Raw genomic sequence first — 24,289 nt, 5'->3', positions numbered from 1 at the left:
CAATCAGTAAGGCGCGCAACGGGACTGCGCTGGGGCGCATAGATTAAGAGATCCCCGTGGCGCCGGATGCACCAAAATGGAATAACGAAGGCTGTCGGAACTCTCCAGCGGTTAGCTCGGAAGTTCCAGATCCTTGATGACGGCCGCCAGGAATCGTAGTGCTTCGCCGCCGGTGACGCAGCGGTGATCGAACGTCAACGACAACGGCAGACGAACGTGTATTTCCGGGCTGTTGACGCCCGCAACCACGTCACGTTGTAACTTGCCCGCGCCGAGGATGGCGACGGTCGGCGGCACAACCAGCGGCGTTGCATACCGTCCGGCGACGGTGCCGAAGTTAGAAAGTGTGATGGTGTAGTCACGCATTTCTTCCGGCGTGATGGTACGGCTGCGCGTCCGTTGCTTGATGTCGTCCAGATTGGCGCGCAATTGTGTCGGCGATTGAGAAGCGACATCGCGCAGGACCGGAACGATCAGACCTTCCGTTGTATCCACTGCCATCGCCAGATGCACCTGTTCCATCAGCTTGCGCGCCGGCACGGAAGGATCGAACAACGCGTTCAAAGCAGGCTCGGCCTTGACGCCGGCGGCGATGGCGCGGATCAATCGGATCGTGATATCGCCGCGACTCTTCCAAACGTCGATGTCGGCGTCGTCGAAGATTGTGCACATCGCGATCTCATCCCGAGACAGCGACATGCTCTGAGCCATGGCTTTGCGCGGACCGCGCAATTTATCTGCGTCGGTCAATCCGGCGACCGCCGGGGCGCGCTGTTGAGATTTGTTCAGGTTGGCGCGACCGAGAACGTCATCGACGCTGACGAGACCGTGCCGGCCGGTCGCCGGACATGCACTCAACTCGACGCCCAGGCGCTTGGCCAGCATACGAACGGCTGGCGCTGCACGCACGCGACCGCGATCCCTGAATGCACGTCGACCGCGCCCGACGACGGCTTGATCGACGAACTCTTCATTACGCGTGGCCATGTGGCCGACGACCATGCCTTGGTTCGAAGGCGCTTGGGCGCCATGGCCGGCTGTCGATGTATTCGCAGCAGCGCCTTGTGGCAGATCGAAATCGACGAGCGGCTTGCCCGTCTCGACGGTATCGCCCTGCTTTGCATACAAGCGCACGATGTTGCCGGAGTAGGGGCTCGGCACGTCCACCACGGCCTTGGCCGTTTCGACGGACAGCAGCGGCTGATCGACTTCGACGCGCTGGCCCTCCTTGACGTGCCAGGACACGATTTCCGCTTCTTGCAGGCCTTCGCCGAGGTCCGGGAGGTTGAAGGTAACGCTCATAAACTTCTTCCTAGCCGGCCAGCGTCGCTTTGGCGGCATCGATGATGCGCGTCACGCTGGGAATGTAATCGTTTTCGAGTCGATACAACGGCACGACGGTGTCGAAGCCGGTGACTCGTTGAATGGGGGCGAGCAGGTCGTACAGTCCATGCTCGGCGACGATAGCCGCGATCTCGGCGCCGACGCCACAGTTACGCGCGGCTTCGTGAACGATGACTAAACGACCCGTCTTCGCCACCGAGTCGAGAATGGTCTCGGCATCGATCGGGCTGATGGTCGCGAGGTCGATGACTTCGGCGCTGACGCCTTGAGCGGCGAGCTGCTCGGCAGCCTGCAACACGTCCGTCGTCATCGCGCCCCACGTAACGATGGTGACGTCTTCGCCTTCACGCAGGATGTAACAAACATCCAGAGGCGCGGCGACGCCGTCGTCGGGCACTTCCTGTTTCACTAATCGATAAATGCGCGTGGGTTCGAGGAACAATACCGGATCCGGATCGCGAATCGAAGCCAGCAGCAAGCCATAAGCGCGCGCTGGCGAAGAAGGGCAGACCACGCGAATGCCGGGCACATGCGCGATCATCGACTCGACCGATTCGGAGTGATGTTCGGGCGCGTGAATGCCGCCGCCGTGCGGCGTGCGGATCACAACCGGACACGACAAACGTCCGCGCGTGCGATGGCGCAGCCGGCTCATGTGATTGACGATCTGATCGACCGCCGGATACAGAAAGCCCATGAACTGGATTTCGGCGACCGGCCGCATGCCTTGCGCGGCCATGCCGACGCACATGCCGGCGATCATGTTTTCCGCCAGGGGGGTGTCCTGCACACGATCGGCGCCGAACTTTTCGAACAAGCCCGACGTGGCGCGAAACACGCCGCCGCTCTTGCCGACGTCCTCGCCGAGCACGACTACGCTCGGGTCGTGCGCCAACTCCCACGCCTGCGCCATCGCGATGGCTTCGACCATTGTGACTTTGGGCATGCGCAGACTTCAGTGTGAAGGCCGGCCGGTGCCGGCGTAGCGACGCGCGATTTCCTTTTGCGCCTCGAGATACGGAGGAGGGTTCGCGTACAGATGATCGAACATCGCGTCGGTCGACTGACGCGGCGTGCTCAGATATTCCTGAACGGCGGCGTCGACCTCGCGCGTGAACTGCGCCTTCATGGCCTGTTCGCGTGCTTCATCGAGCACGCCGCGCGATTCGAGCAACTTGCGCAATCGGACCAGCGGCTCGACCTTCCACGCTTCGGCGACTTCAGTTTCGTCGCGATAACGGCTGGCGTCGTCAGCGGTAGTGTGATCGCTCAAGCGATAGCTCATCGCCTCGACCACGGTCGGGCCGCCGCCGTTGCGTGCTTTCTCGAGCGCGCGCGACATGCAGTCGCGAACCGCGATCACGTCGTTGCCGTCGACCTGCACGCCCGGGATGCCGGCGGCAATGGCTTTTTGCGCCAGGGTTTGCGCGGCGGTCTGCTGTTCGATGGGGACCGAGATGGCCCACTTGTTGTTGACGATCATGAACACGATGGGCAGCTGGCGCGCGCCCGCCAGGTTCATCGCTTCGTAGAAGGTGCCTTCCGACGTGCCGCCATCGCCGATGTACGCGACCGCGCAGCGTGGCTCCTTGCGAATCTTGAATGCCATCGCGGCGCCGGCCGCGTGCAACGTCTGAGTCGCGATGGGCACACACCAGGGGAAGTCGTGTCTGGGCACGGCGAAGTTGTTACCGCGTTCATCGCCGCCCCAGTACAGCAGCACTTCGGTCATGCTCACGCCGCGCCAGAACAGTGTGCCGATCTCGCGATAGACGATGGCCAGGCAGTCTTCGGGGCGCATCGCCGCGCCGACGCCGACATGAGCGGCTTCCTGGCCGAGACACGGCGCGTAAGTGCCGAGCTTGCCGGTACGCTGCAGATTGACTGCCTTGGCGTCGAACGTGCGCGCGCGGAGCATGGCCGCGAACATTTTCAGCAACTCGTCGTTGTCCGCCGCGAAAGCCGGCAGCTCGTCGAGCGGTCGGCCCTGCGGGCTCAACTGCCGCAGATACTCGACGCGGAACTCCGCCACTGTTCTCACTCGTTCGCCGCTCCCTTCGCAACTTGCATACAAGCGGGGCGGAGTATAGCGAAGCCTTGCTAACTATCGCGACTTGCTTGCATGGATTGTGCTTGCTCCATCAGACGCGTCAGCAGTTTGTCCAGGGTGCGCTGGTCGGCGGGGCTCAATGCGCTGAGCAGTTGCTCCTCGTAGCGCAGGGCCATTGGCGAGACGCGCGTGTACACAGCCTGTCCAGCGGCAGACAGGCGGAGGATGGAGCGACGGCGGTCGCCCTTGTCATAGGCGCGCAATACTCGCTTCGAGCTGAGCAGGCCCTGCACGGCCCGACTCACCGCCACTTTGTCCATGGCCGTGCGTTCCGCCACCTCGACCGCCGACAGATCGGGATAGCGCGCCAGCACGGCCATGATGCGCCACTGGGGGATGCTCAGCCCGAACTCCCGTTCATAAGCGCTCGCGATCAGCATGCTGATGGTGTTCGAGAGCACCGACAGCCGGTAGGGAATGAAGCGATCCAGGTGCAGCGGGCTGTCGCCCGGTTCCACGGTTGCATCTTTCTGAGCCCGGCTGACGCCCGGTGCCACGGTTGCATCTTTCTGAGCCCGGCTGACGCCCGGTGCCACGGTCGCATCTTTCTGAGCCCGGCCGACGCCCGGCGCCACGGCTCCCTCTTTTTCTTTAGAAGCTGTCATGACTTGCGACGACTCCCCTTGACGGCCCGCGCGCTGATAGTTTCAACTGTAACCATTAGTTTCTTATCCTGGATAACCGCAATGAGCGACAGTCATAATCCCCTCGGCACCGACGGCTTCGAGTTCGTCGAATACACCGCCGAAGACCCGGAGTTGTTGCGCACCCTGTTCGAGCGGCTGGGGTTTCCGGCCACGGCCAAACATCGCAGCAAGAATGTCACTCTGCACCGGCAGGGCGACATCAATTTCATCATCAACGCGGAAGGCGACAGCTTCGGCCAGCGTTTCGCCAAAGAGCACGGCCCGTCGGCCTGCGCCATGGCGTTTCGCGTCAAGGACGCGGCCTACGCTTTCAAGCGTTGCGTGGAGCTCGGCGCCAAGCCGGTCGAAACCCGCGTCGGCCCGATGGAGCTGAACATTCCGGCCATCGAAGGCATCGGCGGCAGCCTGATCTATCTGGTCGACCGTTACGGCGACCGCACGATCTACGACGTCGATTTCGTGCCGGTGTCGGGCCATTCGCTGGGCCGCACCGCCGGGCTGACGTACATCGATCATCTGACTCACAACGTGGCTCGCGGCAACATGAACAAGTGGGCCGGCTTCTACGAGAAGCTGTTCAACTTCCGTGAGATCCGCTACTTCGACATCGAAGGCAAAAAGACCGGCCTGTTCAGCCGCGCAATGACCAGCCCGTGCGGCAAGATCCGCATCCCCATCAACGAGTCCCAGGACGACAAGTCGCAAATCGAAGAGTACCTGCGCGAGTACAAGGGCGAAGGCATTCAGCATATCGCACTTGGCACCTCGGATATCCAGCACACGGTCGATACGCTGCGTGGGCAGGGCGTGCAGTTCCAGGATACGCCGGACACTTATTATGAAGGCGTGGACCAGCGCGTCACCGGGCATCGCGAGAACCTGGAAGAGCTGCGCAAGCGTCGCATCCTCATCGACGGCAATCCGGACAAGGGCGAAGGTCTGCTGCTGCAGATCTTCACCCAGAACGTCATCGGCCCGATCTTTTTCGAGATCATCCAGCGCAAGGGCAACGACGGCTTCGGCGAAGGTAATTTCAAGGCATTGTTCGAATCCATCGAGCTGGATCAGATGCGTCGCGGTGTGATTTAACCGGCGAGGTGCGCCATGAAACGGCCCATCATTCCATCCCGCGTCGAGGGCACGGCCTCGCGGCAGGCGCATGCCGATCTGCCGCCGGGCACGTTCGAGCGCGAGATCAGTAAGGAAGGATTTTTCGGCCCGGCCGCCTTCTTTCATCATCGCCATCCGCCCACGGCGTGGGTGGAGTTCGAAGGGCCGTTGCGACCGCACGCGTTCGATCTGACCAAGGTGGACGCCGGCCAGGCGTCGCCCTGGCAGGCAGCGGAGATCCTGCGCAACGCGCATGTTCGCGTGCGTGTGTGGAATGCGGCTGCGTCGATGGATCACCTGGCGCGCAATGCCGATGGCGACGAGCTGTTGTTCGTGCACCGGGGCGCCGGTGAGTTTCACTGCGACTACGGTCATCTCACGCTCGCAGCCGGCGACTATGTCGTCATTCCACGCGGCACGATGTGGCGCATCGAGTTGCAGGAACCCCAAGATCCGATTTTCGCGCTGCTGATCGAAGCCACCAACTCGAGCTACTCGCTGCCAGACAAAGGTTTGTTGGGCGCGCACGCCATCTTCGATCCGGCCATGCTGGACGCGCCGCAGATGGATGCGGCGTTCGTGGCTCAGCAGAGCGACGAGCGCCACTGGCAGGTGCGCGTGAAACGTAACAACGCGATTTCGATCGTGACTTATCCGTTCAACCCGTTGGATGCGACCGGCTGGCATGGCGATCTGTCGGTGGTGCGCATCAACGTCAAGGACATCCGTCCGGTCGCCAGCCATCGTTATCATTTGCCGCCTTCGGCGCACACTACGTTCCTCGGCAATCGCTTCGTGGTCTGCACCTTCGTGCCGCGGCCGTTCGAGACCGATCCGGGCGCGTTGAAAGTCCCGTTCTTTCACAACAACGACGACTACGACGAGGTGTTGTTCTATCACGCGGGTGACTTCTTCTCCCGCGACAACATCAAGCCGGGAATGATGACGTTGCATCCCTGCGGCTTCACGCATGGCCCGCATCCGAAGGCGCTGAAGAACATGCTGGTGCAATCCAAGCCGGCGACGGATGAGTACGCGGTGATGATCGACACGCGCGATGCACTGGAGATCACCGAGGCCGCCGCCGCCGTCGAGTGGTCGGGATACGTGGATAGCTGGAAGACCAAATGAAGCTGGCAACCGTTAAGAATGCGAATCGCGACGGCCAGCTGGTCGTCGTCAACCGCGATCTCACCAAAGCCGTCGCGGTCGCGCAGATCGCGGCCACTATGCAGGCGGCGCTCGACGATTGGGCGAGCATTGCGCCGAAGCTGGCCGAAGTCGCCGCGGCGTTGGAAAAGGGCGCAGTGAAAGATTCGTTCGCGTTCGATCCATCGAACGCGATGGCGCCGCTGCCTCGTGCGTATCACTGGGTCGACGGTTCCGCGTACGTGAATCACGTCGAGCTCGTGCGCAAGGCGCGCGGCGCGCAAATGCCGGAAAGTTTCTGGACCGATCCGCTCGTGTATCAGGGCGGATCCGATGACTTCCTGGGCGCACGACAGGACGTGCCGGTGCCGAGCGAAGATTTCGGCATCGACCTGGAAGGCGAGGTCGCCGTCATTACCGACGATGTGCCCATCGGCACCAAACGAGCCGCCGCGTTCGAGCACATCAAGCTCGTCATGCTGGTCAACGACTGGTCGTTGCGGAATCTGATTCCCAACGAGCTGGCCAAGGGCTTCGGCTTCTATCAATCCAAGCCCGCGACCGCGTTCTCGCCGGTCGCCGTCACGCCTGACGAATTAGGCACGGCCTGGTCGGAAGCGAAAGTGCATCTGCCGCTGGTCGTGCATGTGAACGGCCAGCCTTTCGGTAAGCCCAACGCCGGCGTCGATATGACTTTCGACTTCGCGAAGCTCATCGAGCACATCACTGTGACTCGCAACGCCCGCGCCGGTACGGTGCTCGGCTCAGGCACCATCTCGAACTATGACCGCTCGCTCGGCTCTGCGTGCATCGCCGAGCGGCGCACGCTCGAGCAGATCGAGCAGGGCAAGCCGGTCACTTCGTTCCTGAAGTTCGGCGATACCGTGCGCATCGAAATGTTCGATGCCCAGGGCCGTAGCCTCTTCGGCGCCATCGAGCAGAAAGTCGTGCGCGCCTGAGCGGCGTCAGCTCTTCTTTTTTCGGTTGTTTTCCTGGGCGGCGGCGGGTTCGATCTGACGCAGCAATCCGACGCCGCCCAATCCCCGCATCTGACCCAGGATCCAATCCTGGCGCGAGCGCACGTAGCGCGACGGCGAGCGCACCTTCATGCGTTTCGGGCTCGGCAGCACGGCCGCCAGCAACGCCGCGTCGGGCGCATTGAGTCGCGCGGCGGACTTATTGAAATAAACCTGCGAGGCCGCACCCACGCCGAACACGCCGCTGCCGAATTCGGCGATGTTCACGTACACCTCGAGGATGCGTCGCTTTGGCCACAGCGTCTCGATCAATACGGTGAAGTAGGCTTCCAGGCCTTTGCGCACCCAGCTCTGTCCTGGCCATAGGAACAGATTCTTGGCGACCTGCTGCGACAGAGTGCTGGCGCCTCGCACCCGGCGGCCGCGCTCGCGATCTTCCAGCGCGTCGTTGATGGACTCCAGGTCGAAGCCGTTATGGCTGGGAAACTTCTGGTCTTCGGCGGCGATGACCGCCACTTTGATGTGCGGCGAGATCTGCTCCCAATCTACCCATCGGTATTGCACGCTGCGCGGCTTGCCGGGTTCGCCGGCGGACAGTCGCTCGCGAACGATGAAGGCGGTAGTGGGCGGATCCACCCACCTCAGGAGAACGACCGAGCCGACGCTCAGCATTAGTACCAGGGCCAGTAGCCAGACAACGAAACGAAACATTCGCGGCACGGGATGTTCTGTGGAATGGGAATCGGACATGGTTCACGAAAGCGCCGGGGCGCCGGGCCAAGTGTGATGCAGTCGCTGTTTGATTGCACATAATCGTCTACCATCGCGCCCCAAAAACCGGGATTGGCGGCTGTTTCGGCTGATCGAAGGCGGCCGAGGCCCTTTCGAATCATTAGCACGGACTTACGGAGACGCTGGCACATGATGAAGCGGGACATGACTAACAAGGCGGCTTGGCTGGCGGGCCTGGCGTTGGCCGGTGCGTTGACGACCCCGGCGGCGCTGGCCGACGACGAGGAATACCGCGGCTTTTATTTCACGGCCTGGGGCGGCAGCGGCGAATACGACGTCGCGGGTAAAGCGGCCAATGACGAGGCCATCCTCGACGGACTGGACGCCGAGCTCGCGGTTCTCCCGATCCAGCCGTTCACCAACGTCACGCTCAGCCCCGAGGATTCGACTCAGGACGACAGCCTGACGCCGTGGGGCGCGCAAATCGGCTACCGCTTCAACAAGTGGATCGCGGTCGAGGCGGGCTATGTGAACCTCGGCGAGTTCCTGTACAGCCTGACCGGCACGCTCACCGGCACTTACGGATTCTTCTGCGGCGAGTGCGACCCGGCGGGCATCTACACCCGCCCGCTGTCTGGCGACTTCCAGCGCGCCAAGCAGATCACCAGCAGCGGCATCACCGCGAGCGCGCTCGGCATGTTCCCGCTCAGTCAGAGCTTCGATCTGCATGTGCGTGGCGGCTTGTACTACGCCGATACGCGGGTGACCGATCGCCTGCGCTATATGAGCGCCGAGATCGAGGACGATGTTTTCAATCTGTATCACCGCCGCGTGGATGCGAGCCAGATGGAGCTGCTCGCCGGCATCGGCGGCGCCTGGAACATCAACGAGAGCTTCGCGCTGCGCGTCGAGTATCAGAAGTACTTCGACGTGGGCGACGACGAGAAGGCTGGCGAGAGCGACGTGGACGTGATCAACCTGTCGGTGCTTTTCAAGTAATCGACGCCGATCGAGAAGACGCCGGGCGCCTGCGGGTGCGCCCGGCGTTTTTTATTTGATTTCGGAGTCGCCGCGGACGCGGCGACGACCGCATTCAGCTACGAGCGGCAGGCTTACTTGGCCGGCGCGTCGATGCGCTTCACCGACTCGATGGTGATGGTTTCCACCGGCACGTTCTGATGGCCGGCGCGGTTGCCCGTCTTCACCGCCACGATGGCGTCCACCACGTCCATGCCCGAGTCGACGCGACCGAACACGGCGTAGCCGTAGTTGCTCTGGCCCTTGTGGTCGAGGAAATCGTTGTCCACCACGTTGATGAAAAACTGCGAGGTGGCGCTGTCGATGTCGTTGGTGCGCGCCATGGACAGGGTGCCGCGCTTGTTCTTCAGGCCGTTGGTGGCCTCGTTCTTGATCGGCGCGTGACCTTTCTTTTGCTCCATGTCCGGGGTCAGTCCGCCGCCCTGAACCATGAAGCCGGGAATGACGCGATGGAAAATCGTGCCGTCGAAAAATCCTTCGTCGGCGTAACGATAGAAGTTCGCCACCGTGATCGGCGCCTGCTTGTCGAACAGCTGAACGGTGAAGGTGCCTTTGGACGTCTTGAATTCGAGCATGTGCGACTTTCCTCTAAAGTGGCCACTGGCCTTCGGTGACGCGTTCGTGACCGGCCAGATCGGCGTGCGAGCGTACGTGAACGAAGCCTTGACGCACAAGCCGCTGCCGGACGGCTTCGGCCTGTTTCCAACCGTGTTCCAGCACCAGCCAGCCGCCCGGTTCCAGGTGAGCCGGTGCGTCGCGGACGATGACGTCGAGGGCTTCGAAGCCGGTGCGTCCTGAAATCAACGCCATGCCGGGCTCGAAGCGCTTCACGTCGGGCGCGAGGTCGGGATCGTCCTGCGCGATGTAGGGCGGATTGGACGCGATGAGGTGACAGCGCGCACCCTCGAGCGGTGCGAGCCAGCTGCCGTGTAATAGCGAAACGTTGGTCAATTGCAGCCGCCCGATATTGCGGCTGGCCAGTTCCAGCGCATCCTTGGACGCATCGACGGCGAGCACCGTGGCGCGCGGGCGGTCGGAAGCGATGGCCAGCGCGATCGCCCCGCTGCCCGTGCCCAGGTCGGCAACTCGGACGGTGTCTTCTTTATTTATATGGTCGAGGGCGCGTTCGACTACGAGCTCGGTCTCCGGTCGCGGAATCAGCACCGCGGGGCTCACTTCGAGCAGCAGCGACCAGAACTCCTGTTGCTGCCGGATGTATGCAACCGGTTCGCCCTGCGAGCGCCGCTTGACGAGCTGTTGAAACGACCAACCCGCGGCGGCCGGCAGCTCGCGTTCGGGGTTTGCTCGGAAATTCGTACGTGACAATCCGGTTACGTATTCCAGCAGCAGCTCGGCGTCGAGGCGCGCGGATGGCGAAGATCGCGACAACAGCATGGTCGCGGTATGCAGTGCGTCGGAAACGGTTTGCGAGGATTTGACGGCAGGCATGAATGACGCTGGACTAGTGCAATTGGCTATGTTGATTCATACGTAAAGATTCGCTCACCGGAGTCTCCCATGCACGTCTATCAAAACGCGATCGAGATGATTGGCCGCACGCCCATGTTGCGGCTGCATCGGCTCGACACGGGGCCTTGCGAGCTGTACCTGAAGCTCGAATCCATGAATCCGGGCGGCTCCATCAAGGATCGCATCGGCCTGTCCATGATCGAGGAGGCCGAGCGCCGCGGCGATCTGAAGCCCGGCAGCGTCATCGTCGAAGCCACCGCCGGCAACACCGGCCTGGGCCTCGCGCTGGTCGCCGCGCAAAAGGGCTACCGGCTCATTCTGGTGTTGCCGGACAAAATGAGCCAGGAAAAAATTTTCAACCTGCGCGCGCTGGGCGCCGAAGTGGTGTTGACGCGTTCCGACGTGGGCAAGGGCCATCCGGAGTACTACCAGGATCTGGGCGCGGCCATCGCCAAACGCAATAACGCCTACTTCATCAATCAGTTCGCGAACCCCGACAATCCCAAGGCGCACGAGCGCACCACCGCGCCGGAGATCTGGGAACAGATGGAGCAGCGCCTGGACGCCGTGGTCATCGGCGTCGGATCGAGCGGCACCATCGCGGGCCTCGCCGCGTTCTTCAAGAAGCACGCTCCGCACGTCGAGCTGGTGCTCGCCGATCCGCAGGGCTCCATTCTCGCGGAGTTCATCGCGACCGGCAAAATGACTCAGAAGTCGTCGTGGCTGGTGGAAGGCATCGGTGAGGACTTCATTCCCTCGATCGCCGATTTTTCAATGACCAAGCGGGCGTACAGCATCTCCGACGGAGAATCGTTTTCCGTCGCGCGCGAGTTGCTGCAGAAAGAAGGCGTGCTCGCGGGGTCGTCGACAGGCACGTTGCTCGCGGCCGCGTTGCGTTTCTGTCGCGAGCAGAAATCACCGAAGCGCGTCGTGACTTTGGCGTGCGACACGGGCGCGCGTTATCTGTCCAAGCTGTACAATGATTTCTGGATGGAGGATCAAGGCTTCATTCAGCGCGAGCAGTACGGCGACTTGCGCGACTTGATCGGCCGGCCGCACGGTCAGCGCGCCACAATCACGGTCGGGCCGAACGACGTGCTCACCACCGCGCACAACCGTCTGCGCAACGCCGGCTTCTCGCAATTGCCGGTGATGGACAACGATAAGCTCATCGGCGTGGTCACCGAAGACGATATTCTGCGGTTCGCCTTCGGTCATCCGGAACGCTTCAACGAACCGGTGCACAAGGCCATGACCAGCACGTTCCTGCGTGTCGACAAGAGTCAGACGCTCAACAACCTGGTGGCCATGCTCGAAGTGCGCTCGTCGGCGGCGGTGATGGACGGGGACAAGTTCCTCGGCCTGGTGACGCGCTCGGACGTGCTCAACTATCTGCGGCGTCAAGTGAAATAATGCATCATTCACAGACTCGATCAGCACGGTACTCATCATGACTTCATCTTCGTCGCTGCGTTTCGGCACTCGTTGCATTCACGCCGGTCAGTCGCCCGATCCCAGCACGGGCGCGGTGATGCCGCCGATCTACACCACGTCCACCTACGCGCAGAGCAGCCCTGGCGTTCACAAAGGTTACGATTATTCGCGCACCGCCAATCCGACCCGCGGCGCGTGGGAGCGATGCATCGCTGATCTCGAAGCCGGTGTGCGCGGCTTCGCGTTTGCCTCGGGCATGGCGGCCACGAGCACGCTCCTGGAGCTGCTCGACAGTGGTAGTCACATCGTGGCGATGGACGATCTGTACGGCGGCACGTTCCGATTGTTCGAGCGTGTGCGCAAACGTTCGGCGGGCCTGGACATCACTTTCGCGAATCTCGCCGATCAACGCGCGCTCGAAGCGGCGGTGCGGCCGACCACGAAAATGATCTGGATCGAAACGCCGACCAATCCGACGCTGCGCCTCGTCGATATTGCCCAGGTGGCAGAGTTCGCGCGCAAGCGCGGCATTCTCACCGTCGTCGATAACACGTTCGCGACGCCGTGGGTGCAGCGGCCCATCGAGTTGGGCGCGGATATCGTCATGCATTCCGCGACCAAGTATCTCAACGGCCACTCCGACATGATCGGCGGCATCGCGGTGGCGGCGAATGAGGAGCTGGCCGACAAGATCGGTTTCCTGCAGAACGCCGTCGGCGCGATCAGCGGTCCGTTCGATAGTTTCCTGGCCTTGCGCGGCTTGAAAACATTGACGCTCCGCATGCGCCAGTCCAGTGAAAGCGCGCTACAGATCGCAGGTTGGCTGGAGAAACATTCACGTGTCGCCAAGGTGTTGTACCCGGGGCTCGCGAGCCATCCTCAGCACCAGCTGGCGCGGCGTCAGATGCAGAATGGCTTCAGCGGCATCGTCACGTTCTTCGTCAAAGGCGGGCTGGGCGAGGCCAAACATTTCCTGGAGCGCTGCCGTTTGTTCACCATCGCCGAAAGTCTCGGCGGCGTGGAAAGCCTGGTCGATCATCCGGGCCTGATGACGCATGCCTCGATTCCGCCAGACAAGCGTCGCGAGCTCGGCATCGACGATTCTTTGATCCGCCTGTCGGTCGGTGTCGAGGAAGTCGAAGATCTGCTGGCGGACCTGGAGCAGGCGCTGGCGGTGTAATTACTCCGACGGCGGCGGTTGCTGATCGTTATCCGAGGAAGGCGGGGCGTTCATTCGCCCCGCCTTTCTCAATGCCTCACGCAGCACATATTCGATCTGCGCGTTCACGCTGCGCAGCTCGTCCTGCGCCCAGCGTTGTACGGCGTCGAGGACGTCGCTGCTGATCCGCAGCGGATAAGCTTTTTTCTCCGCCAACGGCGTGTTCGCTCAGCCGCTATACAAAGTGCCGGTGTTGACGATGGGCTGCGTGCCTCGCTCGCCACACAACACCACCAGCAGGTTGGAGACCATCGCGGCCTTGCGCTCTTCGTCCAGGTGCACCACGTCTTTTTTCGCCAGCTGTTCCAGCGCCATGTGCACCATGGTCACGGCGCCTTCGACGATGCGCGTGCGAGCGGCGATGATGGCGGCGGCTTGCTGACGTTGCAGCATGGCCTGCGCGATTTCGGGTGCGTAAGCCAGATGGCTGACGCGGGCTTCGATCACCTGCAGTCCGGCTTGTGACAAACGCTCCTGGACTTCGTTACGCAGGTGCTCGTTGATTTCGTTCGCATGCGAGCGCAGGGCGATCTTGTGATCCTCGTGCAGATCGTAGGGATACGACGTGGCCATCTGGCGTAGCGCCGCCTCGCTCTGTACCTGCACGAAGTTTTCGTAATCGTCGACGTTGAACACGGCCTCGGCCGCATCCTGCACCTGCCAGACCACCACCGCCGCGATCTCGATGGGCGAGCCTTCCGAGTCATTCACTTTCAAACGGCCCGACTCGAAGTTGCGCACGCGCAGAGTGACGTTTTTCTTGGTGTAGAACGGATTGGCCCAGCGCAGCCCGCTGTGCCGTTCCGAGCCGACGTACTTGCCAAAGAACTGCATCACCGCGGCCTGGTTCGGCTGCACGATGAAAAACCCCATCCCGCAAAAGCCCACGATGCCGCCCGCCAGAAGCGGCCACACGGGTGAGCTCATCGACTCGACGGAGACGTACAACCACCAGCAGCACAGCGCCAGTAATGCGAGCAGGATCAAGACCATGGGCACGCCGGGCAGGGTCATCACGGGTCGTTCTTTCATGGTTGGCTCCTGGGCTCGTCCTGAGGGATTTACGGACACCATACCATGAATCGATATCAAAGTGATATCACTATGAACCTGAGACGGAGGTATTTGCCATTGGCGCGCAGCGCCGCGATCATCTGCGCCGCTCGATGCGCTTCAGCGGGCGCCTTTGCTCGATCCATCGACAAACCATAAGGGAGACGCGTGATGGCTATTCAGCCGAGTCAGCCGCAGGGTATCGGCGGCGTGTTGGACACTGGCTTCCAGCTGTACAAATCCTCGCTGGGCGCGGTCTGGCCCATTTCCTTGCTGCTGGCGGTGGTCGGCATGCCGCCGACTCTGTACTGGCTGTTCAGCGGCAAGCCGCTTCCCGATGCCACTGCCGGCGTGGGCGCGGCCTTGGGCCTCAACGATCCGGCTTCGATCGCGATCGGCCTCCTATCGGGCCTGCTCACCATGTGGGTGATGAGCGCGCTGTATTTGAAACAGCATGCGTTGGGCGCCGATGTGGAGATGAGTGTCGGCGACGCATTGAAAGCGGCGCTGGGACGACTCGCGACGCTGATAGGCGCCACCATCCTGTTCACGCTGGCGGTGATCGTCGGTCTGATCCTGCTGATCGTGCCGGGCCTGATCCTGATGATCACCCTCATGATGTACATGGCGCTGCTGCTGTTCGAGAACAAAGGCGCGGTGGAATCGCTCACCGGCAGTCACAAGCTGGTGTGGGGCAACTGGTGGCGCACCAGCGCCATCTTCACCGTGGCGCTGATTCTGGTGATGGTGATCTTCATGGCCCTCGCGCTGGTGGCGGGCGTCGCCGCGCCATTCATCGGCCTGGGCGTGGACGACATCGCGCTGGTCGGCTTGCTCGGCGAGCTGGCGTTCAACGCCGTGTTCAACATCTTCCTGATGCCGTTCTTCAGCGCCGTGGTCATCGCCCTGTACTGGGATCTGAAGCTGCGTAAAGAAGGCGGCGATCTCGCCGCGCGCGTGAATGCGTTGAATCCCGCCTGATTCGTGCGTTTAGCTGCTTTTGTTCTGATGCTACTGGCCGTGCCCGCGGCCCTCGCGCAAGGCGAGGGCTCGGCACGGCCAGTGCTCGATGCGTGCATCGACTCTCTCGCGTCCGACGTCGTCGGGCTCGATGACATGGAAGCGGCCTGTCCCGGCCTCGATGCGGCGCTCAACGAGCTCGGCATAAAAGCTCTGCTGCCCGTGGATCAGCACCACTTGCTGACACTCAACGGCCTGGCCAATCTGCGGACGTTGCTGGATCGCTATGCCCAGCCGCCCGAAGGACAGGTCGGCATCGACAGCGTGCATTCCGTGCTGGAGTCGTTGCGCGAGCCGGTGGTGGCCGAGCAAGAGCTGTCCTGGTTCGAGCGGCTCAAGCGATGGCTGCGCGAAGCGTTCGATCGCCAGGAAGAGGAGGCCGATCCCTGGCTGCAACGCTGGCTCAACGACCATCCCATCTCCGCAGCAGTGCGGCTCGCGTTGTTCTATGGCGTGATGTTGCTGGTGGTCGTGCTGGCGATCGTCATCATCGTGAACGAAGTGAGGGCCGCCCGAACGGGGCGACGCAAGTCGGGAGCTGCGACTACGAGCGCTGTGGATGCTGGTGTCGTACCCTCCGGCGAATTCGATCTCGAAGCAGCCCTGCGCGAGGGGCGACCTTCCGCGGTGTTGAGATTGCTGATCGCCACGCTGGTCAAAACCGGTCGGCTGCATGGCGCACAGAGTCTGACGCACCGTGAACTGATGGCGCGTGCACGCTTCGACGATTCGACTCAGCGAGATTCTTTCCGCCGCGTGACGCAGCTTGCGGAGCTGGAAGTTTTCAGCGGCAAGGCATTGGCGAGCGACGCTCAGGATGAAGCAGTGCGCGTCGGCCGCGGTCTCAACGCGCAGCTCAGTGGAGCCGCGACATGAAAGACCGGCTGCTTACATTAGCGTTGGCGCTCGGGGCATTCGTCGCGTTCTACGTCGTGATGGCGCCGAAACCCGACGCGCCACAAGCTCGCCCGACGCGACCGGTCAGCATCGAGGCCGGTCCGAACGGTTATCTCGGCCTGGTGCGCTGGCTCGAGGCGGAGCACGTGCCGGTGCTGTCGCTGCGCGAGCGTTTCGGAAAATTGGCCGAGACGCCTGGCTTGGAAACATCGGCAGGCAACCTGCTGGTCAGCACCGCGCCCCATTTGTATCCGATCCGCGATTCGGAGGTATTGCCGTTGCGACGCTGGGTCCGGGAAGGCAATACGTTACTGGTGGTCGCGGGCTTGTCGGATACTCCGGACTGGTCCATGGAAGAGGCCGTCGACCCCGAGTTTCTCGAGCATCTGCGGTCCATGACGCAGATGAATTTTTCGCAACTGGACGAAGAAGAGGATAGCGAGGACGAGGGCGGCGAGGGCGAAGCCGCGGAATCCGACCAGAGCGCCGACAAAGACGCCGAGGACGCTGCAGACGAGTCGCCCTCGATCGCCGAGACGATCGAGGCGCAGACCAAATATGCCGAGCCGCTGCCCTTCGAGATGCAGCCGGCGGGCTCGCATCCGCTGCTCGAAGGCGTGACCAAGGTAAGCGCACTGTCGGAATATCCCACCGCGAAATGGGACGGTTGGTTCAACGAAACGGGCGCGATGGAATTGGCGCACGATCCGGGGTCGGGAGCGCCCGTGCTGTGGCTGTTGCCGCTCGGTAAGGGCCAGATCATCGTCAGTGGTTACGGCAGCATTCTCACTAACAAATTGCTGGGCGAGACCGACAATGCCCGTCTGCTCGCCAACATCGTGCGTTGGTCGGTGCGCGATGGCGGCAAGGTGATCGTGGACGACGCTCATCAGGGCCTGGTCGCGTTCTACGATCCGGAAGCTTTCTTCGGCGACTCGCGCCTGCATACGACCTTGTGGTGGCTGATCGGGTTGTGGCTGCTGTTCGTCGTTGGCTCGCAGCGGCTGCGTCCCGCGCAGTCGAACTGGAATCCGGTGGACATCACGGGCTTCGTGCGCGCCACCGGTGGTTTCATGGCGCGCGTCATGCGTCCTGCGACCGCAGGTCAGCGGATGATCGCCAACTTCTTCAATGACACCCGCAAGCGTATCGGTCTGCCCACCGATGGCGCGCCCGTTTGGGATTGGCTGCGTGCGCAGCCGGTCGTGGCGGAGGAAGATCTCGAGCGGCTGCAGAGCTTGCATGCCAAAGTGCAGCAGGGTCGCCGCGTGGATTTGTCACAACTGCATAATTTGCTGGCGCGACTGCGCGCCGCCTTGAAATAGGATCCGCATGGGTACATGGATGTTCCCCGCCGCCACAGGCGGCGAGCGAGCGGCAAAAGTCGCGCCTTTTGGCGCTTCGCACGAGGGTCGTGGCAGGATGCCCGATCCCGAGTCAGAGGAAAAGATGAACGCTCTCGAAGCTTTCGAACAACGGTTGCAACAGGAACTCGGCGCGGTGGTGCTTGGCCTGCAGCCAGTCATTCGCGCGCTGGCGATTGCCGTGGTCGCGCGCGGTCACGTGTTGCTGCAAGGGGCGCCGGGCCTGGGCAAGACTCTGCTCAGCAAGACGCTGGCGACCTGCCTGCGTGGCTCATTCAAGCGCGTGCAAGGAACATCGGACCTGATGCCCGCCGATATCACCGGCGTGCACGCGTACGACACCGAGAAGCGCCAGTTCGTATTTCGTCACGGCCCGGTGTTCGCTGACGTGCTGCTGGTCGACGAGATCAATCGCGCCGGGCCCAAGACTCAATCGGCGCTGCTGGAAGCGATGGAAGAGCGGCAGGTCACGGTGGATCGGCAGAACTACGCGTTGCCCGATAACTTCCTGGTGGTCGCAACCCAGAACCCGCGCGAGTTCGAAGGCACCTTCCCGTTGCCGGAATCGCAGCTCGATCGTTTCATGATGCGTGTCGATCTGAGCTATCCCTCGCGCGAGGACGAGCTCGCCATCGTCGCTCGTTATGGCAATGCCGACGCGCACGCTCGCGCCGATGGTCAGGAACAAGCGCCGCCGCTGGATCTGAACGCAGTCCGACAGGCCGTCGAGCAAGTTCATCTCGCGCCGGAACTGTCCGGCTATGCGATCGACATCGCCGCGGCGTCCCGTTCACATCAGCACGTGAGCCTGGGCCTGTCGACTCGTGGCGTGCTGGCGTTGGTGCGGGCCGCGCGAATTGCCGCTGGCATGCGCGGCGGCGATTTCGTAACGCCGGACGATGTGAAGCAAGTCGCGCCGCTGGTCGTTCCGCATCGTTTGATGCTGGCGCCGGAGGCACTGCTGGAAGGTGTGACCGAGCACGCAGTCACTCAGCAGCTGCTCGATCGCACGCCAGTGCCTCGCTAAGCCCGTCGCACAAGTCATGCATCTGCGTCTCAATGGCCTCGTGTTTGCGGTGCTCACCGCGCTCGTGGCTATCCTCGGTACATGGAGCGGCGATCCCGATCTGCAACGCTTGTGGCTACTGCCGCTGGCGCTGCTGCTTGCCGGCCTCGCCTATGAGGGTTGGACGATCACGCGAGCACGGCCCAACGTCACTGTCGATGCTCCTGCGCAGGGAGTGCTGGGTCGGCCGATGCATTTGCAACTTTTGTTTCGTCACGAACTGTCGCGTGTTGTGGATATCCAGGCCGCGCCGGCAGCGCCAGAAGCTGTCGAGATCGCCACTGACATACGCTTGGTGTCCGTGCCCGCCAATGGGACAGTGACGGTTGAATTGCGCGCGACGCCACGAAGGTTGGGTCAGCACAGCTGGCCTGGAATGCAGGCTCGTATCGCCGGACCGATGGGACTGGCATGGTGGTCGCGTCGTCTCGACGCGAGCTACACGTTCAAAGTCGTGCCCGAATTGTTACGTGACGCGGCCGGACGAGTTGGCGCAGTGAGCGGCGGTATTCGCGCTCGCGCGGCGCTCGGCGCTGGCGCCGAGGTCCTGCAGTTGCGGGAGTATCGCGTCGGCGATCCACAGAACTCCATCGATTGGAAAGCGGCCGCCCGGCGCGGTCAGTTGATCAGCCGCGATTTCTCCGAAGATCAGCATCTCGATATCGTCGTGGCCGTCGACGCTGGACGGACCAGCGCGTTGCGCGCCGGCGAGTTGGATCGCCTGGGCCACTACATCAACCTCGCTGCGCGGTTCGCCGAGCATGCGGTAGCGCAGGATGATCGGGTCGGCGTGATGTTATTTGCCGATCAGCCGCTCGCGACGCTTGCTCCGGGGCGCGGCATCGGCACGGTGCTCCGCATTCGCCAGATGTTGTCGGCGGCAACGCCGAGACCTGCGGAATCCAATCCGCTCAACGCCGCGCTGCGCATTCGAACCCTGGTGCGCCATCGCAGTCTCATCGTGATGTTGACGGATGTGGACGACGCGACGGTCGCCGGCCAGCTCGCATCGGCGGCTCGTCTGTTGCTACCGAAACATTTGCCACTGATCGCCGGCATGTCGAGCCCGGAAGCGGAGGCGATGACGGCAGCCACGGCGCATACCTGGCTCGATCCGTACGAGTCGCTGGCGGCTCAGGAATATTGCTCGCGACTGGAGCGTAACGTTCGTGCCTTACGTGCGTTGGGTGCGCCGGCGCTGGTGACACGTCCCGAACAGTTGGAGCGCGCGGTGTTCGATGCGTACGCCGAGTTCAGGAACCGGCGGCGGGTTTGACGAATCTGCGGCCGAACAGGTGCCCGGTCAGCGCGCCGACCATCACGATTCCATAACCGAATCCGACGATCACGCGGCTGGTCATCGGAAAATCGGGATCCGGCGACAGATAGCCTTCGATGAAGCCGCAGCCGATCAGCAGCAGCGCGCACAGTAATAACAAACGCGAGACTTTGGTCGCGGCGTGTTGAAACGATTCGCGGCGCGTCGGATGCGTCGGGCGGATCAATGCCTCGCCGAGCATGGTGCCGGCCGCGCCGGCGATGCAAATGACGGACAGCTCGACGACGCCGTGCGCCGTCACGAACTTGAGCAACTCGCCCGCCATCCCATGCTGATGGGTGAAGGCGAAGATGGCGCCGAGCATCAGGCCATTGGTGGCGATGATATAAAACGTGCCGAGGCCGAAGAACACGCCCACGCAGAACGCCGTCAGAGTCACGGCGATGTTGTTGGACAGGATCCCGAGCGAAAGCATCGAAGAGGGCGCCACGTTGAGCAGGCCCTCGGTCCACAACCGGCCGCGTTCCACGCCGTTGATCATCTGCTCGCTGGCCAGCAGCGAAATCAGCTCGGGATAGCTGGACACCAGCCACCACCCCGCGCCAGCGCTCAGCGCGAACAGCAGTGTCACCCAAATGATGGCGGGGCGTAGCTCGCTGACGACTTCGGGTATTTCCTCCCGAAACAGCGTCAGCGTACGTGCGCGCCAGTCATGCGGCTTGCGATAGATGATCGAGTGCAGTTTCGCGTAGCTGCGTTCCAGCGCCTTGGTCACACGGCTGCCGGGGAGAATGCGGCGCGCGATCGACAGATCGCGGCCGAGCGACCGATATAGCTCGATGGCCTGCAGTGCCTCGGCAGCGGAGTGATCGCGGCTGCGCTCCAGCGCATCGAGCTGCGGCGTCAGCTGGCGCCAGGTTTCCACCCGGGACGTGAGCCACGCTTGCATGCCGGCTTCGGTAGTCATGCGGTCGGGTTCAGCAGCGCCTGCAGGCGAACTCTGAGTTCACGCGTGGGGATTTCCGCGAGTTGCTCCGGCGACAGGGATCGATCGATTCTGCCGAGCAGCGAGCGCGCGAGGTCACCGCGAGTCCTTTCGTCCAGCGCCATCCATCGTTCCAACAACTCATGAATCAGGTCCGCGGCGCGAGGATCGAGCGAGCGATTGGCCGGAGTGAGTCGGGCAAACGAGCTGTCGTGTTCCTTGCTGTCGAGGATGAGCAGGGTGCCGGCCGCGATGTCGCCGATACGAACGTGTTGTGCCGTGACGATCGCGCTGGCGAGTCCGACCAGATAAGCGAACGGCAGCGAATCGACGATGCGAAACACGTTGCGGATCAGCAGCGCGCCGACGCCTGGAATATCGCCGGTGCGCGTGACGATGCGAACGCCGGCCATGCGCTTGCCGGGAGTACTGCCGCGCATGAGGATTTCGAGGATGGGGTGATACAGGAGATAGATGACGATGGTCGGCAGCCACACCCAGAAAAAATAGTTCTGACCGGGCGACTGGCCGCTGCCTGTCAAAGTGAGCCGGCCCAACGTCAGCATGGTGCCGACCGACCACCATGAGAACGCCAGGATCACGCGAATGTGCCAGTCGATCACGAACGCATAGCTGCGGCTGCCGACGCCGGCGATGCGCAGCTCGACATCGACGCCGGTAATGCTCTGCAGGGTGACCTGAGGCGCAGCCATGAGAGTTCCTGTCTTAGTCGACCGATTATTCCACGATCCGTGCGAGTTGCTCGGCCTGGTATTCCTGCTGCAACGGCTGAATCACGCCTTCCAGCTCGCCGTTCATCACGTCGGCCAGCTTGTACAACGTCAGGTTGATGCGATGGTCCGTCACGCGACCCTGCGGAAAGTTATAAGTGCGGATGCGCTCGGAACGATCGCCCGAACCCACCTGCAGCTTGCGTGAGCTGGCCTCGGCCTGATCGCGCTTTTCCTGCTCGGCCGCCTTGAGTTTGGCCTTGAGCAGCGACAACGCGCGCGAACGGTTCTTGTGCTGCGAACGTTCATCCTGACATTCCACCACGATTCCGGTGGGCAGATGCGTGACGCGAATCGCGGAGTCGGTCTTGTTCACGTGCTGACCGCCAGCGCCCGAGGCGCGGAAGGTATCGATGCGCAGGTCCGCCGGGTTGAGCTCGATGGGCTCGATCTCGTCCAGCTCCGGCAGGATGGCGACCGTGACCGCCGATGTATGAATACGGCCCTGGGCTTCGGTGGCCGGCACACGCTGCACGCGATGAGTGCCGGATTCGAACTTCAGGTGCGAGAACGCGCCACGCCCGACCACGCGGCTGATGACTTCTTTGTAGCCGCCGTGCTCGCCCGGACTCTCCGACAGCACTTCGACGTTCCAGCCGTGCTGGGTCGCGTAGCGCGAATACATACGAAACAAATCGCCCGCGAAGATCGCGGCCTCGTCGCCGCCCGTGCCGGCGCGCACTTCGAGATAAATGTTACTTTCGTCGCGCTCGTCCTTAGGGATGAGCAGCTTGGCCAGCTCTTCCTCTTCGGCCTCGATGCGGGCGCTGAGGCTGGCCAGTTCTTCCTGGCCCAGCTCGCGCATTTCCGGATCGTCGCCTTCGGCCATTTCACGCGCCTGCACGCGCTCGTCCAGCGTTCCGAGATACGCGCGATAACGCGACACCACGGGATCGAGCTTGGAATATTCCACCGACAGATCGCGAAACTTGTTGGTGTCGCCGATCACGGAAGGATCGGCGAGCAGGCCGCTGACTTCCTCGTGGCGCTCGGCCAGCTTCTCCAGTTTGATGCGTATGGAATCTTTCATTGCGTCTGATCGGGGGAGTCCGGAGCAAATAACGTCCGCGCCGCCTCCAGTAATTCTACGTCGCCGCGTTCGGCCGCCTCGCGCAGCCGCTGACTCGGACCATGCAGCAGCCGGTTGGTCAGCGTCGAGGCGAGGAAGTCCACCACCTCGCGCGGATCGCGCCCGGACGCCAGCATACGCCGCGCCTGTTCGGCAGTCTGCGAGCGGACCGCCTCGGCGTCGTCGCGCAATTGACGGATCGTCGGCACCGCGTCCAGCGTTTTCAGCTGCTGCTCGAACAGCGACACTTCGGTCGCGAGCATGTCGGTGGCATCGCGCGCGGCTTCGCGGCGCGACGCCAGATTCTCGTTCACCACATTTTGCAGATCGTCGATGGTGAACAGATACACGTCTTCGATCTTCGACACCTCCGCCTCGATGTCGCGGGGCACGGCGATGTCCACCATGAAGATCGGCTTGCGCTTGCGGGCGCGCACTGCGGCCGCGACCGCGTCGTATGTGATTACGGGCGTCGGACTGGCCGTCGAGGTGATGACGATGTCGGCCTCGGGCAAGTGGGCCGCGATGTCATCGATGCCGATCGCGAATCCTTTGAACTCCGCGGCGAGTTCCTGTGCGCGACCGAGGCTGCGATTGGCGACGATCATGCGCCCGAGCCCGTTCGCGTGCAGATGGCGTGCGGCCAGCGCAATCGTCTCGCCCGCGCCGACCAACAACGCCGTGTGGCCGGAGAACTTCTCGAACACGGTTCGCGCCAGCGACACGGCGGCATAAGCCACCGACACCGCGTTCGCCCCGATGCGAGTTTGCGTGCGCACTCGCTTGGCGACCGAGAAGGCGGTCTGCATCACCCGGTTGAGATACGGACCGGTGACCTTCTGATCCAGCGCCGCGCGATAGGCGTCCTTCAACTGGCCCAGGATCTGGGGCTCGCCGATGACCAGGGAATCCAGCCCGCACGCCACCGCGAACAAGTGCTGGACCGCCGCGGTACCGTGCATGCGGTACAAGGACTGGTTGATATCAAGGCGATGCGCGGCCAGGTCGTGCCAGTTGGCGAGCCAGTCGGACAATGGCAACGAGGGATCGGACGCGGGCAGGGACGCCGGCACAGGGACCGGGGGCACTGAATCCGCCGACGCGCCACCTTCGGACGCGCCACCTTCGGACGCATCAGCGCCCGCCAGGGCGGATTCACCGCCGGCGCCGTCGTCCGCGAAACAGTAGAGCTCGGTGCGGTTACAGGTGGAAACGATCAACGCTTCACGCACCCCAGGCTGCCCCGCCAGCTCCCGCAAGGCTTCGGGCAGCTCTTCGCCCCCAAAGACCATTTTTTCGCGGATTTCGACGGGCGCGGTGCGGTGGTTGATTCCTATGACGACGAGTGGCATGCCGGCTGCAGTCGCAACGGGTGCGGATTGTCGGGGAAGGGCCCACTAATGACAAGCGACCGCCCCATATATCGGGTACAGGGATGTACCCCGCCGCCGTAGGCGGCGAGCGATCGGCAAAAGTCGCGCCTTTTGCCGACTCGCACGAGGGTCGTGGCAGGATGCCCGATCCCGAGTTTCGAT

The 24,289-nt window shown here is 62.8% G+C and carries 24 protein-coding genes; 11 read left to right on the top strand and 13 right to left on the bottom strand.

Annotation, left to right across the window (positions count from 1 at the left end):
• Positions 1–111 precede the first annotated feature (111 nt).
• Genes VGD45_RS27915 through VGD45_RS27900 form a run of 4 tightly spaced genes read right to left on the bottom strand, consistent with a single transcriptional unit; the run spans position 112 to position 4,059 of the window.
• Positions 112–1,302, bottom strand: coding sequence for a dihydrolipoamide acetyltransferase family protein (locus tag VGD45_RS27915; protein WP_331158674.1), 1,191 nt, complete (start codon positions 1,300–1,302; stop codon positions 112–114).
• A gap of 10 nt (positions 1,303–1,312) precedes the next feature.
• Entirely contained in the window at positions 1,313–2,290 is a 978-nt protein-coding gene (locus VGD45_RS27910) for an alpha-ketoacid dehydrogenase subunit beta (protein ID WP_331158673.1), read from the bottom strand.
• A 9-nt stretch (positions 2,291–2,299) separates the two neighbouring features.
• Positions 2,300–3,385 (bottom strand): pyruvate dehydrogenase (acetyl-transferring) E1 component subunit alpha, encoded by a 1,086-nt coding sequence (pdhA, locus tag VGD45_RS27905; RefSeq protein ID WP_331158672.1) that lies wholly within the window; start codon positions 3,383–3,385, stop codon positions 2,300–2,302.
• Positions 3,386–3,444: 59 nt separating this feature from the next.
• Entirely contained in the window at positions 3,445–4,059 is a 615-nt protein-coding gene (locus VGD45_RS27900; protein WP_331158671.1) for a MarR family winged helix-turn-helix transcriptional regulator, read from the bottom strand.
• A gap of 81 nt (positions 4,060–4,140) precedes the next feature.
• Between VGD45_RS27900 and hppD the strand changes: the two genes are divergently transcribed.
• The 3 genes from hppD to VGD45_RS27885 are packed head-to-tail and all read left to right on the top strand — an operon-like array spanning position 4,141 to position 7,319.
• On the top strand, positions 4,141–5,190 hold the full coding sequence (gene hppD, locus VGD45_RS27895; RefSeq protein WP_331158670.1) for a 4-hydroxyphenylpyruvate dioxygenase: 1,050 nt from the start codon (positions 4,141–4,143) through the stop codon (positions 5,188–5,190).
• Positions 5,191–5,205: 15 nt separating this feature from the next.
• The gene (locus VGD45_RS27890; RefSeq protein ID WP_331158669.1) at positions 5,206–6,342 is read left to right on the top strand and encodes a homogentisate 1,2-dioxygenase; all 1,137 of its coding nucleotides are present in this window, start codon (positions 5,206–5,208) and stop codon (positions 6,340–6,342) included.
• Positions 6,339–7,319, top strand: coding sequence for a fumarylacetoacetate hydrolase family protein (locus tag VGD45_RS27885; RefSeq protein WP_331158668.1), 981 nt, complete (start codon positions 6,339–6,341; stop codon positions 7,317–7,319). Before VGD45_RS27890 ends, VGD45_RS27885 begins: the two co-directional genes overlap by 4 nt.
• Positions 7,320–7,325: 6 nt before the next feature.
• Here VGD45_RS27885 and mtgA read toward each other — a convergent pair whose 3' ends face one another.
• On the bottom strand, positions 7,326–8,048 hold the full coding sequence (gene mtgA / locus VGD45_RS27880; protein ID WP_331158667.1) for a monofunctional biosynthetic peptidoglycan transglycosylase: 723 nt from the start codon (positions 8,046–8,048) through the stop codon (positions 7,326–7,328).
• 225 nt (positions 8,049–8,273) lie between these two features.
• Here mtgA and VGD45_RS27875 point away from each other — a divergent pair, with 225 nt between their 5' ends.
• Positions 8,274–9,068: an outer membrane beta-barrel protein gene (locus tag VGD45_RS27875; protein ID WP_331158666.1), complete on the top strand. Its 795-nt coding sequence runs from the start codon at positions 8,274–8,276 to the stop codon at positions 9,066–9,068.
• A 113-nt stretch (positions 9,069–9,181) separates the two neighbouring features.
• Here VGD45_RS27875 and VGD45_RS27870 read toward each other — a convergent pair whose 3' ends face one another.
• Together VGD45_RS27870 and prmC are read right to left on the bottom strand one after the other, a co-directional pair.
• Positions 9,182–9,682: a peptidylprolyl isomerase gene (locus tag VGD45_RS27870; RefSeq protein ID WP_331158665.1), complete on the bottom strand. Its 501-nt coding sequence runs from the start codon at positions 9,680–9,682 to the stop codon at positions 9,182–9,184.
• Positions 9,683–9,695: 13 nt separating this feature from the next.
• Positions 9,696–10,556, bottom strand: a complete 861-nt coding sequence (gene prmC / locus VGD45_RS27865) for a peptide chain release factor N(5)-glutamine methyltransferase (RefSeq protein WP_331158664.1) — start codon at positions 10,554–10,556, stop codon at positions 9,696–9,698.
• A gap of 69 nt (positions 10,557–10,625) precedes the next feature.
• Between prmC and VGD45_RS27860 the strand changes: the two genes are divergently transcribed.
• Together VGD45_RS27860 and VGD45_RS27855 are read left to right on the top strand one after the other, a co-directional pair.
• Complete coding sequence (locus VGD45_RS27860) at positions 10,626–11,990, top strand: cystathionine beta-synthase (RefSeq protein ID WP_331158663.1); 1,365 nt, start codon at positions 10,626–10,628, stop codon at positions 11,988–11,990.
• Between the two features lie 37 nt (positions 11,991–12,027).
• Positions 12,028–13,191, top strand: a complete 1,164-nt coding sequence (locus VGD45_RS27855) for a PLP-dependent aspartate aminotransferase family protein (protein WP_331158662.1) — start codon at positions 12,028–12,030, stop codon at positions 13,189–13,191.
• Here the strand turns inward: VGD45_RS27855 and VGD45_RS27850 are convergent, their stop codons facing one another.
• Both VGD45_RS27850 and VGD45_RS27845 read right to left on the bottom strand, forming a co-directional pair.
• A complete protein-coding gene (locus tag VGD45_RS27850) occupies positions 13,192–13,386 on the bottom strand; it encodes an Arc family DNA-binding protein (protein ID WP_331158661.1) in 195 nt (64 codons plus the stop codon).
• A 12-nt stretch (positions 13,387–13,398) separates the two neighbouring features.
• The gene (locus VGD45_RS27845; RefSeq protein ID WP_331158660.1) at positions 13,399–14,262 is read right to left on the bottom strand and encodes an SPFH domain-containing protein; all 864 of its coding nucleotides are present in this window, start codon (positions 14,260–14,262) and stop codon (positions 13,399–13,401) included.
• 192 nt (positions 14,263–14,454) lie between these two features.
• Between VGD45_RS27845 and VGD45_RS27840 the strand changes: the two genes are divergently transcribed.
• The 5 genes from VGD45_RS27840 to VGD45_RS27820 all read left to right on the top strand — a co-directional run bounded on the left by VGD45_RS27840 (position 14,455) and on the right by VGD45_RS27820 (position 19,906).
• Positions 14,455–15,264, top strand: a complete 810-nt coding sequence (locus tag VGD45_RS27840; protein WP_331158659.1) for a hypothetical protein — start codon at positions 14,455–14,457, stop codon at positions 15,262–15,264.
• A 3-nt stretch (positions 15,265–15,267) separates the two neighbouring features.
• Entirely contained in the window at positions 15,268–16,179 is a 912-nt protein-coding gene (locus tag VGD45_RS27835) for a hypothetical protein (protein ID WP_331158658.1), read from the top strand.
• Positions 16,176–17,525, top strand: coding sequence for a DUF4350 domain-containing protein (locus tag VGD45_RS27830; RefSeq protein WP_331158657.1), 1,350 nt, complete (start codon positions 16,176–16,178; stop codon positions 17,523–17,525). Before VGD45_RS27835 ends, VGD45_RS27830 begins: the two co-directional genes overlap by 4 nt.
• 124 nt (positions 17,526–17,649) lie before the next feature.
• Positions 17,650–18,591, top strand: coding sequence for a MoxR family ATPase (locus VGD45_RS27825; protein ID WP_331158656.1), 942 nt, complete (start codon positions 17,650–17,652; stop codon positions 18,589–18,591).
• A 16-nt stretch (positions 18,592–18,607) separates the two neighbouring features.
• The gene (locus VGD45_RS27820) at positions 18,608–19,906 is read left to right on the top strand and encodes a DUF58 domain-containing protein (protein ID WP_331158655.1); all 1,299 of its coding nucleotides are present in this window, start codon (positions 18,608–18,610) and stop codon (positions 19,904–19,906) included.
• On the opposite strand, the gene VGD45_RS27815 is transcribed toward VGD45_RS27820, so the two are convergent.
• The 4 genes from VGD45_RS27815 to hemA are packed head-to-tail and all read right to left on the bottom strand — an operon-like array spanning position 19,884 to position 24,106.
• Positions 19,884–20,876, bottom strand: coding sequence for a stage II sporulation protein M (locus VGD45_RS27815; protein ID WP_331158654.1), 993 nt, complete (start codon positions 20,874–20,876; stop codon positions 19,884–19,886). The genes VGD45_RS27820 and VGD45_RS27815 overlap by 23 nt on opposite strands.
• Positions 20,873–21,607 carry an RDD family protein gene (locus VGD45_RS27810; RefSeq protein WP_331158653.1) on the bottom strand — a complete coding sequence of 245 codons (735 nt, stop codon included), beginning with the start codon at positions 21,605–21,607 and terminating at the stop codon, positions 20,873–20,875. The genes VGD45_RS27815 and VGD45_RS27810 overlap by 4 nt, the downstream gene beginning before the upstream one ends.
• Positions 21,608–21,632: 25 nt before the next feature.
• Positions 21,633–22,715 carry a peptide chain release factor 1 gene (gene prfA, locus VGD45_RS27805; protein ID WP_331158652.1) on the bottom strand — a complete coding sequence of 361 codons (1,083 nt, stop codon included), beginning with the start codon at positions 22,713–22,715 and terminating at the stop codon, positions 21,633–21,635.
• Positions 22,712–24,106, bottom strand: coding sequence for a glutamyl-tRNA reductase (hemA, locus tag VGD45_RS27800; protein WP_331158651.1), 1,395 nt, complete (start codon positions 24,104–24,106; stop codon positions 22,712–22,714). The genes prfA and hemA overlap by 4 nt, the downstream gene beginning before the upstream one ends.
• Positions 24,107–24,289 lie beyond the last annotated feature (183 nt).

The organism is Steroidobacter sp. (genome assembly GCF_036402275.1).
Classification (GTDB): Bacteria; Pseudomonadota; Gammaproteobacteria; order Steroidobacterales; family Steroidobacteraceae; genus Steroidobacter.
Note: the sequence above shows the minus strand (reverse complement) of the source record. Positions and strands in the feature narration are given on the sequence as shown.

What these genes read in the sequence shown, in the direction of transcription:
- VGD45_RS27915 (WP_331158674.1), bottom strand. Translation starts at nt 1,302, where the DNA reads ATGAGCGTTACCTTCAACCTCCCGGACCTCGGCGAAGGCCTGCAAGAA.
- VGD45_RS27910 (WP_331158673.1), bottom strand. Translation starts at nt 2,290, where the DNA reads ATGCCCAAAGTCACAATGGTCGAAGCCATCGCGATGGCGCAGGCGTGG.
- VGD45_RS27900 (WP_331158671.1), bottom strand. Translation starts at nt 4,059, where the DNA reads ATGACAGCTTCTAAAGAAAAAGAGGGAGCCGTGGCGCCGGGCGTCGGC.
- hppD (WP_331158670.1), top strand. Translation starts at nt 4,141, where the DNA reads ATGAGCGACAGTCATAATCCCCTCGGCACCGACGGCTTCGAGTTCGTC.
- VGD45_RS27890 (WP_331158669.1), top strand. Translation starts at nt 5,206, where the DNA reads ATGAAACGGCCCATCATTCCATCCCGCGTCGAGGGCACGGCCTCGCGG.
- VGD45_RS27885 (WP_331158668.1), top strand. Translation starts at nt 6,339, where the DNA reads ATGAAGCTGGCAACCGTTAAGAATGCGAATCGCGACGGCCAGCTGGTC.
- mtgA (WP_331158667.1), bottom strand. Translation starts at nt 8,048, where the DNA reads ATGTTTCGTTTCGTTGTCTGGCTACTGGCCCTGGTACTAATGCTGAGC.
- VGD45_RS27875 (WP_331158666.1), top strand. Translation starts at nt 8,274, where the DNA reads ATGACTAACAAGGCGGCTTGGCTGGCGGGCCTGGCGTTGGCCGGTGCG.
- VGD45_RS27870 (WP_331158665.1), bottom strand. Translation starts at nt 9,682, where the DNA reads ATGCTCGAATTCAAGACGTCCAAAGGCACCTTCACCGTTCAGCTGTTC.
- prmC (WP_331158664.1), bottom strand. Translation starts at nt 10,556, where the DNA reads ATGCCTGCCGTCAAATCCTCGCAAACCGTTTCCGACGCACTGCATACC.
- VGD45_RS27860 (WP_331158663.1), top strand. Translation starts at nt 10,626, where the DNA reads ATGCACGTCTATCAAAACGCGATCGAGATGATTGGCCGCACGCCCATG.
- VGD45_RS27855 (WP_331158662.1), top strand. Translation starts at nt 12,028, where the DNA reads ATGACTTCATCTTCGTCGCTGCGTTTCGGCACTCGTTGCATTCACGCC.
- VGD45_RS27845 (WP_331158660.1), bottom strand. Translation starts at nt 14,262, where the DNA reads ATGAAAGAACGACCCGTGATGACCCTGCCCGGCGTGCCCATGGTCTTG.
- VGD45_RS27840 (WP_331158659.1), top strand. Translation starts at nt 14,455, where the DNA reads ATGGCTATTCAGCCGAGTCAGCCGCAGGGTATCGGCGGCGTGTTGGAC.
- VGD45_RS27830 (WP_331158657.1), top strand. Translation starts at nt 16,176, where the DNA reads ATGAAAGACCGGCTGCTTACATTAGCGTTGGCGCTCGGGGCATTCGTC.
- VGD45_RS27825 (WP_331158656.1), top strand. Translation starts at nt 17,650, where the DNA reads ATGAACGCTCTCGAAGCTTTCGAACAACGGTTGCAACAGGAACTCGGC.
- VGD45_RS27820 (WP_331158655.1), top strand. Translation starts at nt 18,608, where the DNA reads ATGCATCTGCGTCTCAATGGCCTCGTGTTTGCGGTGCTCACCGCGCTC.
- VGD45_RS27815 (WP_331158654.1), bottom strand. Translation starts at nt 20,876, where the DNA reads ATGACTACCGAAGCCGGCATGCAAGCGTGGCTCACGTCCCGGGTGGAA.
- VGD45_RS27810 (WP_331158653.1), bottom strand. Translation starts at nt 21,607, where the DNA reads ATGGCTGCGCCTCAGGTCACCCTGCAGAGCATTACCGGCGTCGATGTC.
- prfA (WP_331158652.1), bottom strand. Translation starts at nt 22,715, where the DNA reads ATGAAAGATTCCATACGCATCAAACTGGAGAAGCTGGCCGAGCGCCAC.
- hemA (WP_331158651.1), bottom strand. Translation starts at nt 24,106, where the DNA reads ATGCCACTCGTCGTCATAGGAATCAACCACCGCACCGCGCCCGTCGAA.